Source organism: Roseibium sp. RKSG952 (assembly GCF_009711355.1).
Genome location: NZ_SMMF01000952.1, coordinates 122335 through 133578, shown reverse-complemented (window position 1 = coordinate 133578; position 11244 = coordinate 122335). Strand labels below are relative to the sequence as shown.

Genomic DNA, 11244 nt, shown 5'->3' with positions numbered 1-11244 from the left:
GAACTGTCAGGTGATTACTAAAGCAGGACAATCAGACATCATTTTTGAGATTTTCATATGCGACCAAAAACCGAAATCGCAGTTTCAAAACTATGATCACGTCTTGAGACCTCTTTAGCGCGTTCCCGCATAGAATTTCTCAATTCAGAATTGCTAAGCAGCTGCAGAACACCATTGCAGAAACTGTCTGCGTCATCCTCGACAAATGCATCATGTCCGTTCTTAACATCGATACTATCAAATGCTATGCTTGTACCAACAACAGCGCAGGAATGCGTCAAAGCCTCAACTGTTTTAATTTTCATTCCGGTTCCATACGTAATCGGACAAATGACAACCTTCGAATTGTGATAAACGGTTGCGATATCTTCAACAAAACCCTCGATCATGATACGGTCCGAGAACGCTGCCATTCTAGGTTTTACTTGCTCATTTGAACTTATTCTGCCAACAATACGCAGCGTAGTGTCCGGACGATGCTTTAAGATATTTCGAAAAATTTTATCAAGGAACCAGATAAGCCCATCTCTATTGGGATCGGAATTCGATCCGACAAACAAAAGATCGTGACATATCTGTTCCGGTAAATCTTGTTTTACGGATTTAATATCGAATGTAGCCGGCAGGTACCTTACATCGGTTTGATTGCAAGCAAGTTCCTTTATCCCGCTCATCTCACTTTTTGAAATGGCAATAATTGTATCGAACTTCCTAAGCGCACTCTTCTCAGAACGCTTGAACTTCCACAGTTTAAAGCTTGAGATAACGCTCGGAGCTTTCTTGATTTTCAGCGTGTTTCTTATGCGCGTCCACTGAAGGTCGTGTATGTCTACGACTTTAGCACCTTCAAATTTTGCCAAGTATGATCCTTGTATTTTAGCATAATTGCAAAAGACCACATCATACTTGTTTTTCAGAATCATTTCACGAACAGAATTCTTGAATGTTTTTGGACACTCCTTCTCGTTACAGATCTCTAATGTTCGTAGAGTCACCGCATCGCAGAACCGTCTTAAGACATGCGAATAATAAATCGGTTTGAGGTAAAATCTATTTTTTGCTTTCAAAAACGATGGATGGTTATGAACCGTAGTTGTAGATTCGGGATATGCTTTTTCGAGGCGCTCTTCAATATCCCTTGGAGAATTATTGGGCTCACTTCTGTTCAGAACAATAAGATCTACAAAATACCCATTATCAATGAGCGCACGAATACTTTGATCCGTCCTCTGAGCACTGCCTCGATTTATAGGCAGAGGTATCACCGGGGTAATAAAGAGAATTTTTTTTTTAATTTAGATACACAAGCGGGCAATTTTACGTCGTAAAAATCTATCTCTCTTACAATATTTCTAAGTGACCCATCCTTTTGCTTAACAATTTCCATTTTCGATTTTCCAAATGAGTATATCCGATTTTTTAAATGAAAAAATAATCGATTCCGTGTGCACTTGTCGACTATAAAAAGATCATCCTGAAGATAAACAACAACATCGTCAGCTGTTTCCACCTTGCGGTTCAATTTTGGGTGCCCATAATATGTTTTACCAAAATATAAAACAGGCTTGTTGAACGCGGCGGCCAATAAGCCAACACCGCTGTTTATCAAACATACTGCATCGCAGGCATCTAAAAGATCATGAATATGTACATCGTCTTCTACAAAAATCACTCCAGCAGGCGGGTTTTTAACCTCAAGCGGATGACGTTTTGCTACTATTGACCATTCAGGCGAATGTATGGCCAACAGATTCGATATATCATCAATCAAAGAGACGAATTGTTCAAAGCTCGATACTGAACCAGAAAAATACTTCACAGTCGTGTCAGAAGGCCTTTGAAACGGAACAAATAGGATTTTTTTTCCGTCAAGGCCCAGTTTCTTTCTTAGCGCGCGCCCTCCAACTCTTGGTCCTTGACGCTCAAGAGGAAAAGCTTCTTCTTTTAAATGCTGAATGTATGATTCGATTTCATCATCAGCGCCGATAGGGAGTTTCTTGTCCCAATTTAGCAAGCGATAACTTTCACTATCAGCGTTAAAGCCCGTATCAAAAAACCATGAATCAGGGAGACCGCCCCGATCCCACACTACTACCGGAAAGGTCATTCCTTTTAATGCACGATAAATTGCGAGACGCCGACCATTACCATAAGGATTCGGCATCATGACTATATTAAATGTTTGACCTCTGAGATAATCAATAAAATCCTGCACATCTCTAAAACCATGCTCGGAAGTATATGTTAATTTTCCAAAAAGATTTGTAACTTCGACAATAGATTGATAGGCTGAGCTTAATCTATCTCCCAGCGCAAGAACGTTCATCCTGTCCAAATCAACATTTTTTAACTGTTCAAATTTCAAAATTTCTATCCTCTCTTTAATTTTCTATTTGCAATAGAGAAGCAACCACTAGGTATCATATTCCAACGATATGAGCACCATTCAAACTAACGTCCACCGTACAAATGCAGCGACAGCATACCGTACATTATATTCATAAAATAATTGAATGGTAATAAGTTCATGTGTGCTTGTTCTCCAACACATCCCACACCATGGCGGCCACGTCGGGGCCGCCGAGGTTTTGGATGGCGCGGATGCCGGTGGGGGCGGTGACGTTGATTTCGGTCAGCCAGCCGTCAATCACGTCGATCCCGACCAGGATTAAACCTTTTTCCTTCAGCGACGGACCAAGACGGGCGCAGATTTCGCGCTCGCGGCCGGTCAGGTCGCTGTCGGCCGGCGCGCCGCCGCGCACCATGTTGGAGCGCAGGTCACCTTCCGCCGGAACGCGGTTGACCGCGCCGGCAAATTCGCCATTCACCAGAAGGATGCGCTTGTCGCCGTGTTTGACATTCGGCAGGAACTGCTGGACCACCCAGGGTTCGCGGAAGGTCGCGGCGAAAAAGTCGTATAATGACCCGTAATTGAGGTCGTCGCGCGTGATCCGGAAGACGGCTGCGCCCCCGTGGCCGAACAGCGGTTTCATGACGATGTCGCCATATTCTGCCCGGAACAGGTCGATCTCGTCCCGATCGCGGGTGATCAGCGTCGGCGGCATCAGATCGGCAAATTCTGTGACAAACAGCTTCTCCGGCGCGTTACGGACATGCGCCGGGTCGTTTACCACCAGTGTTTTCGGGTGGATTTTTTCCAGCATGTGGGTCGCCGCGATATAGGCAAGATCGAAGGGCGGATCCTGCCGCATCAGCACCACATCGACATCGGCCATGTCTGTGCGTTGGCGTTCGCCCAATGAAAAATGATTGCCCTTTTCGTCCCGCACCTCGACCGGTTCCAGTCCGGCATAGACATCATTGCCGATCATCGCCAGCCGGTCCGGGGTGTAGTGAAAAAGCGCGTGCCCGCGCCTTTGAGCCTCCAGCATCAGCGCAAACGCGCTGTCTCCTGCAATGTTGATCGAGGAAATGTGGTCCATCTGGACCGCGACCTTGAGGGCCATTGAAGAACTCCCGGCGGGGCGCAACAGCGCGTTGGGCAGACATTTGGAACGAGGGCCAGATATGCTGACCCGAAGGGGGTTTGTCCAGTGGGCAATCGCAACCTTGACGCACCAACAGGTGCCTGCCAAGAGTTCGCGGACCAGTGTTTCCATTTTGCATTGATGCGCTTTCGAAAACCGGAACGCACTGCGTCATTCTGGCATTCCTGGACCGGTATTGCCCGGAAAACCGGCTTTTCCGCTTGGTATGAAAATTGTTTCGCACAAGCCGAACATTACTCTGGCGCTGCTGCGCCGGGACCATTTTCCAGGTTGGAAATCGGGTGGAACCGGAATGTACGGTGCGCGCGAGTAACCATGCCTGATCAGCAATTGGGAGACGCGTATGCCCGGCGCAATTCTTTGGCCTCGCGAACAGGCCCGCTACACCTCCGATCACCACATCGGTCTTTGGCTCAACGGTGAAATCGAGATCGTCAAAAACCTCGGGACGATGCAAATCCCCGCAAACCCGGATTGGACCGAGGATCCCTACAACTCCAGGATCCATGCGGCCTATTACCAATCCATGGGCTGGGCCTATGCCGGAGAAGCCGCGTTTCGGGCCGGTCAATTCGACGAGTTTCCAGAATATGTCAAGAACCTCATTCTGGATTTTGCGACAGACAATTCCGACGGCGGTCAGCCGACACACCTGCTGACCTATCACGACGGCACCAATGCCTTCCGGCTGTCGAACATTGCCTACTGGTATGAAACCTATTTAAAGCCGGAGGCCGGTTACGGGATCTCCTTCACGGATGAAGAAGCGGCGCTTCTGCGGAACTCGCTGGAAATCCAGCGTGATCAGGTGCTCTATCAGCTGTCTCAGGAGGAGCATTGGGCGGGAAACAACCACCGTTTCTTCCATTCCATGGCGCTCTCCTCCTACGCCAGCGTTTTTGGCGAGGTTGATCCGGCTTCGGCACTCCATGAAACCGATGCTGCCAGCTTGCTGGCCTATGGCCTGAACGTTGTCGAAGAGATCATCAATACGCTGGTCTATACGGAAGAAGGCGTGACCTCGGAACAGTCCTTCACCTATCACCGGCTGGACCTCGGTCTCGTTCTGGAAGCCATCCAGAGCATTTCATCTCAAGGCTACGAGCTGGGCGTCGACTTCGAAGGCCTGATCACCAGGATGTACGAATTCGACCTCCTGTCTCGCCGCCCGGCCGACGAAAAATACGACATGTATGTCAGTGAGGTCGGCGATACCTTTTTTGGTGGCTTGTCCGGGGCCTTCTACATCAATCAGGTGGCCCGCAGCGGGGAGTATTTGTCTCCCGTTTCACAATGGATCACCAGCCGCGGCAAGGAAGGCACCCGGCCGGCGGACCTCAACCACTTTGAGCAATCCGGTTATGTGATCGTCAGACCCGAATATGTCTGGGAAGACGACCGCGACATGCGGGTGCTCATCGACGCAACACCAGCATTGCACTCCCACGGCCACTACGACAATTCAAACGTGCTTCTGAGCCTTTTCGGAGAACGTATACTGGTCGATTCAGGCGGCCCCTACAGCTACGACAACATCAATCCGTTCGGCTATGACTTCGGTTACAGTGACAGCCTGAAGGAGTTCTATTTCGAGCACTCTCAGGCACATAATGTCGTGTTGGTCGACGGCGTCAGCTCCGACAGCGACACCAATATCCTGTCCGTAACGGACACGGACGCCTATTCAGCCGTCAGTCTTCAGCGCGATTTCAACTATGTAATCAATGTGCCCGCTCCGGAGCTGCCGGACGGTATGACGCCCGATCTCTATCAGACACATATGCGCGAGACCTACGATACGATTTCGATGGAACGCGATGTGGTGGTGCTGAAAGAGGCCGGTGTCACTTTTGTCTTCGATTATATCGACAACAAGGGCAGCGGCAGCCACGATTATACGCTTGGCTGGCATTTCGACCCTGCCGCATATGGCCTGACCGCTTCCCTGAACCCCACGTTCAGCCAGAACGGCATTCACGGCGATGTCGCGTTTGCCGGTAGCGACGGGCTTGAACTTGGCTATTTCAACGGTTTTGCAGGCGAAGACCGGATGCAGGGCTGGGTGTCGCCCGGGTTCTATGAAATCGAGGCAGCCCCCGTGGTCGAGTTGCAACTCAACGATCTTGCCGGAGACGCCTGGTTTGCAGCCGCATTCACCGCATCCCGCGAGGAAGCTCCCGAGCTGGTCATGGCCACGGAAACAACCGATGGGGGCGGCTATCTCTGCCGGGTCGAGTATGACGGATATGTCTATGAAGTACTTGGCGACGGGCAGGGCGGCTGTGTGGTCAACCTCCTTGAGCGGCCTGATCCTGCAACCATAGACACAGGGCCACGACCTGTCGCCAAGGGCACGAATGCGGATGACTGGGTAGTGGGAACAGAGGGAAATGATGTTCTCAATGGCTACGCCGGAATTGATCGTGTCGAGGGGGGAGCAGGCGATGACCGTATTATCGGCGGGTTTGGCGACGATTATATCCTCGGCGGCGCAGGCAATGACATCATCTACGACCTGAGGGACAGCAACACGGTCGAGGACGGCGACGGCATTGACCGGGTCAGTCTCGGAGCGGGCACCGACAGGGTTGTCAATGGCAGCGGCAATGACCTCATACGCTTGGGCGCGGGCGACGACACGATCGTTCTTGGAGCCGGCAAAGATCGACTTTATGGTCAGGACGGCTTCGATACGGCTATCGTGAACGGATCGAAGAGCTCGCACACAGCCGTTGTTCGAGACGATCATGTGCTCCTGTGGGACCGGGATGCATCGGATGGCGATCTGGGCCGGAACTATTTGTTCGACGTCGAGCGGATCACCTTCGAAGGCAGCTATGATCAGATCTTCATCGACGATGAGGCAGTCAATCTCTATGAGGCCTGCATTGGCAACGACACCTACGTACTTGGCGGCGGGAACGACATTATTGACTGTGGGGCAGGAGCGGATGATGTGATCCTGCGTGGCCATCTGGATGACTTCGACATACGGATCGATAACGGCCTACTGACGGTGATCGACCTCAACACCTCGGACGGCGACCTCGGGACCAACCAGATCCAGAATGCCGAAGCCATCAACTTCACCGACCGCTCGTCGGGCACGGTGCTGTTCGGCAGCGAGGCAGGCGAGCGGCAGACAGGCACAAAAGGCAATGACGTTGTCCTGAGCAGTGCCGGAAATGACGATATACGCACCTATGACGGCGACGACAGCATCCAGCTCGGCGAGGGCAACGATCGCTGCTACGCAGGCGACGGGTTCGACGTGCTGCAGGTTGATGCGGCAAAGGGCGACTTTTCGTTCTTTGCCAGGGGAAGCTACTCGGTGCTCTGGGATCGACTCGGGGACAATGGCGATCTCGGCCGCAATTATCTCTATGACGTCGAACGGATCGACTTCTCCGGGACGGATACAATCTTCATCGACGGCCTCGCGATCAATGCTTATGCGGACGGAGCGGGAAGCGACACCTATGTTCTAGGCGCAGGCAACGACGTCATCCAAGCCGGAGAAGGGTATGACGACGTAATCGTTCTGGGCATGGCTGCGGATTTTGAACTCGTCGATCTTGGAACCCATTGGCAGTTGACCGACCTCGACCTTTCAGATGGCGACTTCGGGTCGAACAGCCTTTACGGTGTCGACAAGATCGCATTCGGCGACAGTGAGGTTATCCTTTAACCGCTCTCAGTCGTGTGCCTCGAAGGCATTTGCAATGTGTTCCGGCCACGTCCATGGCCGGACGACCATGACATCGAAACGCAGGGTGAAAAATGCCGCCTTGGGGTGCTCTGAAACGAAGATTTTTGCCGCTCTGACAATCCGTTTCTGGCTGGCGGGCGTCACCGCCTCCATGGCAGCACGCCGGTTGCGCCGCGCCTTGACCTCGATAAAGGCCACAACCTTCCGCTTCTTTGCAATCAGGTCGATTTCACCGGCCTTGGTCTTGTAGCGGCGCTTCAGAATGCGCCAGCCGGTCAACCGCAACGCCCAGGCTGCACGGGTTTCTGCGGACAAGCCCCACGAATAGGCCTTTTTGCGCGACTGCCTGTCTTGCGGGCCCGGAGACCGCATGCGCTCACTCCGCCTGCGTTTTCAGTTCAAGAGCCCGTTTGTAAAGCTCACCTCGATCAAGGCCGGTCTGCTTTGCGACGGACTTGGCAGCAGCACTCACCGGCATCTCTTTCAAGGCCTCTTTCAACAAACGATCGGCGTCTTCGGCGCAGGCTTCAGGTTTGGCCTCCGGTGGCCCGACCAGAACCACAATCTCGCCCTTGACGGTCTGATCGCGAAAGCGGGCGGCAAGCCCGGCAAGTGTACCACGCTCAAACGTCTCGAACCGCTTGGTCAGCTCCCGCGCCACAACCGCTTCGCGGCTGCCTCCAAGCTGATCAGCCATCAACTCCAGTGTCGCAGCGACACGATGTGGCGATTCAAAAAACACGAGCGTTGCCGGGATATCCGCAAGGTCCTTCAGCCGGGCCGTTTTCGGGCCGCCCTTCTGCGGCAGGAAGCCGGCGAAAAGCACGGTATCACTCGGCAATCCGGCCCCGACAAGGGCTGCCATGGGGGCAGAGGCTCCGGGGATCGGAACAACCTTGTAACCGGCTTCCAGAACATCCCGCACAAGCCGGTAGCCGGGGTCCGACACCAGCGGCGTCCCGGCATCACTGACAAGCGCAACGGCGCGCCCCGCTTCGAGAGTTTCCAGAATTCTGGGCCGTTGTTTTTCCGCATTGTGCTCGTGATAGGGCAGAAGCGGGGTTTTTAGCGCAAACCGTTGTGTCAGGGTGCTGGTTACCCTTGTATCTTCACAGGCAATCACGGAGGCTGCTGCCAGCGTTTCAAGTGCCCGCACCGTGATGTCGCCGAGATTTCCGATTGGAGTCGACACAATGTACAGCGCGGGTTCCATATTCGGGGCGTCAAAGGCATGGGCCGACAGGACAAACCGCCGGTCATTATCCTGATGGTCAGGATTTTTCGTCATATTCGTGACCTCCGGAGCAGCGTGTTTTCGGCTTTGATATTGCGGCCGCGACCTTATCTGTCAGCGCTAACGCCGTAAGGAATGCGTTTCAAGTGCAAATCTTGGTTGTCGAAACACTTGGTGCCTTGATATCACTTGCAAAACTGGACACACCCGCTTTGAAAACGTAAGTCTTCGGCAGGGAAATTTCAGGAGGCAATCTTGCTTGGCACTCTGGGGAACACCGTGAAAACGCGGCTCGGCTCTTTAAAGCGCGCGGCGGCAGTCACCATGGGCGCCCTTGCGCTGGCGGCGTGTCAGGGCTCGACACTTGGCACCGTTCCGGGCCAATCGATCAATCCCGGCGCACAGCCAACGGTTTCCGGAGAAGTCATCGGAAATGGTGCTGTTCGGGTCGGCCTGCTCCTGCCATTGAGCGGCGGTGGCAGCGCAACCTCCATTGCCTCCGCTTTCCGCAATTCCGCAGAACTCGCCCTTGCCAATTTCCCTAATGCCGACATTCAGCTTCTGGTCAAGGATACCGGCGGAACGGCCGAAGGTGGCCGCGCCGCCGCTCAAGCTGCGATCGGGGAGGGTGCCGAACTAATTCTCGGGCCGGTCTTTGCCCCGGCTGTCAAGGGAGCTGCCAATGTAGCGCGGTCGTCCGGCATCCCGGTTGTGGCGTTTTCGACCGACACATCCGTTGCGTCGCGCGGCGTCTATCTGCTGAGCTTCCTGCCGAAAAGCGATGTGAACCGAATCATCGGCTATGCGGGCAGCCAGAACAAGCGCGCCTATGCCGCCATTTTGCCAAATGACGCCTATGGAGCGGTCGCAGAAGCTGCCTTCAGGCAAGAAGTCGGGCGCGTCGGCGGGCGCATGGTGTCAATCCAGCGCTACACGCTAAACGGCTCCGACACTTCGGATCTGGTTGCAAAAATCAATGCGCTTGTCCCGAACATGGGGCAAATCGATGCGCTTTTTGTACCTGCTGGCGGCGGCGTTCCCCCTCTGGTGGTTCAGACACTGACCCAGCGCGGGGCCGATATCGGACGGGTCAAGTTTCTGGGAACCGGTCAATGGGACACACCCCAAATGAAGTCGAACCCGATCATGGCCGGCAGCTGGTACGCCGGACCTGACGATACCGGGTTCAGGTCTTTTGCGCAGCGCTATGCGAGCCGGTTCGGATCGCAGCCGCCGCGAAACGCGACGCTCGCCTATGATGGGGTCACGCTTGCAGCCGGTCTTGTACGCTCTGCGGGCCAACAACGGTTTGACCTGAACATCCTGACCAATCCGGACGGTTTCATCGGAATTGACGGCTTGTTCCGGTTCCGGAGCAATGGCGAGAACCAGCGCGGCCTTGCCGTCTACCAGTTGACGGGTTCCGGCGCCCAGGTCATCTCACCTGCCCCGCGCGACTTCCGCTCAGGCTCCTGAAGCACGTTTCAATCGGTCACATATCGGAGACAGGCGATGCTGGCGAACAAAACCATCGTGTTGATCATCAGCGGCGGCATCGCGGCCTACAAGTCGCTGGATCTGATCCGGCGCTTGCGGGAGCGGCGCGCTCGGGTGCGCGCCATCATGACCCGGGGCGCTCAGCAATTCATCACGCCACTCGCAGTAGGCGCACTGACTGCCGACAAGGTCTACACGGAGCTGTTCGACCGCGAGGCGGAACAGGATGTCGGCCATATCCGGCTTGCCCGCGCTTGCGATCTGGTTCTGGTCGCACCTGCAACGGCCGATCTGATGGCCAAGATGGCGCACGGGATTGCCGACGACCTTGCAACAGCGGTTCTTCTGGCAACCGACAAACCGGTTCTTCTGGCCCCCGCCATGAACCCAAAAATGTGGGAAAACCCGGCCACCCGGCGCAATACAGAGGCCCTGCGCGGCGACGGCAAGAAATTTGCCGGCCCAAAGAGCGGCGAAATGGCCGAACGGGGCGAGTCAGGGGTCGGACGCATGGCCGAACCTTTGGAAATTGCAGACGCCGCAACGGATCTGCTGCTGCATAGACGCCCTCCCACACCGGATACGGCCAAACCCTTGGCCGGGCGGCGGATCGTGATCACATCAGGCCCGACCCACGAGCCGATTGACCCTGTCCGCTACATCGCCAATCGCTCCTCCGGCAAACAGGGACACGCCATTGCGGCGGCCGCTGCTGCGGCTGGCGCAAGGGTCACACTCGTTTCAGGGCCGGTGGCCCAACCGGATCCGGCCGGTGTGAAGGTCATTCACGTCGAAACCGCCAAGGAAATGCTGCAGGCCGTCAAGAATGCGCTACCCGCCGATGTGGCAATCATGGCGGCCGCGGTCGCGGATTGGGGGGTCGCGTCAGAGGGCGATCAAAAAATCAAGAAAGACGGCAGCGGACATCCACCGGCGCTTGATCTTGTCGAAAACCCGGACATCCTTGCAACGATCGGCCACAACGACACGCTTCGCCCCATGCTCCTGATAGGGTTTGCCGCAGAGACGCAAAACCTGATCGAGAATGCAAGATCAAAGCTCGCCCGGAAGCGGGCCGACTGGATCGTTGCCAATGATGTCAGTCATGAGTTTGGAGTGATGGGCGGGGACCGGAATACGGTCCGGATTGTTGATGCCGGAACAGTCGAAGACTGGCCCAGTCTCAACAAGGTTGACGTGGCAAAACGTCTTGTCGACAAGATTGCGACCTTCTTTTCGGGAACTGCCGTTGATATGCCCGAAGCGGAAGAACAATAGGAACGGCAGCGCTTTTT

8 protein-coding genes are annotated in these 11244 nt (G+C 54.5%); 3 read left to right on the top strand and 5 right to left on the bottom strand.

Translation table 11 applies throughout. The features are described from left to right. Positions 1-53: 53 nt before the first annotated feature. From E1297_RS34725 to gshB, 3 genes are all read right to left on the bottom strand, one after another. A complete protein-coding gene (locus E1297_RS34725) occupies positions 54-860 on the bottom strand; it encodes a glycosyltransferase family 4 protein (protein WP_196223471.1) in 807 nt (268 codons plus the stop codon). A gap of 401 nt (positions 861-1261) precedes the next feature. Further along, complete coding sequence (locus E1297_RS34720) at positions 1262-2365, bottom strand: hypothetical protein (protein WP_155146224.1); 1104 nt, start codon at positions 2363-2365, stop codon at positions 1262-1264. A 160-nt stretch (positions 2366-2525) separates the two neighbouring features. Beyond that, positions 2526-3467, bottom strand: coding sequence for a glutathione synthase (gshB, locus tag E1297_RS34715; RefSeq protein ID WP_155146222.1), 942 nt, complete (start codon positions 3465-3467; stop codon positions 2526-2528). A gap of 385 nt (positions 3468-3852) precedes the next feature. Here gshB and E1297_RS34710 point away from each other — a divergent pair, with 385 nt between their 5' ends. Beyond that, positions 3853-7197, top strand: a complete 3345-nt coding sequence (locus tag E1297_RS34710) for a heparinase II/III family protein (RefSeq protein WP_155146220.1) — start codon at positions 3853-3855, stop codon at positions 7195-7197. Between the two features lie 6 nt (positions 7198-7203). On the opposite strand, the gene E1297_RS34705 is transcribed toward E1297_RS34710, so the two are convergent. Beyond that, positions 7204-7590, bottom strand: a complete 387-nt coding sequence (locus E1297_RS34705; RefSeq protein ID WP_155146218.1) for a YraN family protein — start codon at positions 7588-7590, stop codon at positions 7204-7206. 4 nt (positions 7591-7594) lie between these two features. After that, the gene (gene rsmI / locus E1297_RS34700) at positions 7595-8506 is read right to left on the bottom strand and encodes a 16S rRNA (cytidine(1402)-2'-O)-methyltransferase (RefSeq protein WP_155146217.1); all 912 of its coding nucleotides are present in this window, start codon (positions 8504-8506) and stop codon (positions 7595-7597) included. A gap of 270 nt (positions 8507-8776) precedes the next feature. Between rsmI and E1297_RS34695 the strand changes: the two genes are divergently transcribed. Continuing rightward, positions 8777-9928 carry a penicillin-binding protein activator gene (locus E1297_RS34695; RefSeq protein ID WP_155146261.1) on the top strand — a complete coding sequence of 384 codons (1152 nt, stop codon included), beginning with the start codon at positions 8777-8779 and terminating at the stop codon, positions 9926-9928. A gap of 36 nt (positions 9929-9964) precedes the next feature. Further along, complete coding sequence (gene coaBC, locus E1297_RS34690; RefSeq protein WP_155146215.1) at positions 9965-11227, top strand: bifunctional phosphopantothenoylcysteine decarboxylase/phosphopantothenate--cysteine ligase CoaBC; 1263 nt, start codon at positions 9965-9967, stop codon at positions 11225-11227. Positions 11228-11244: the final 17 nt, after the last annotated feature.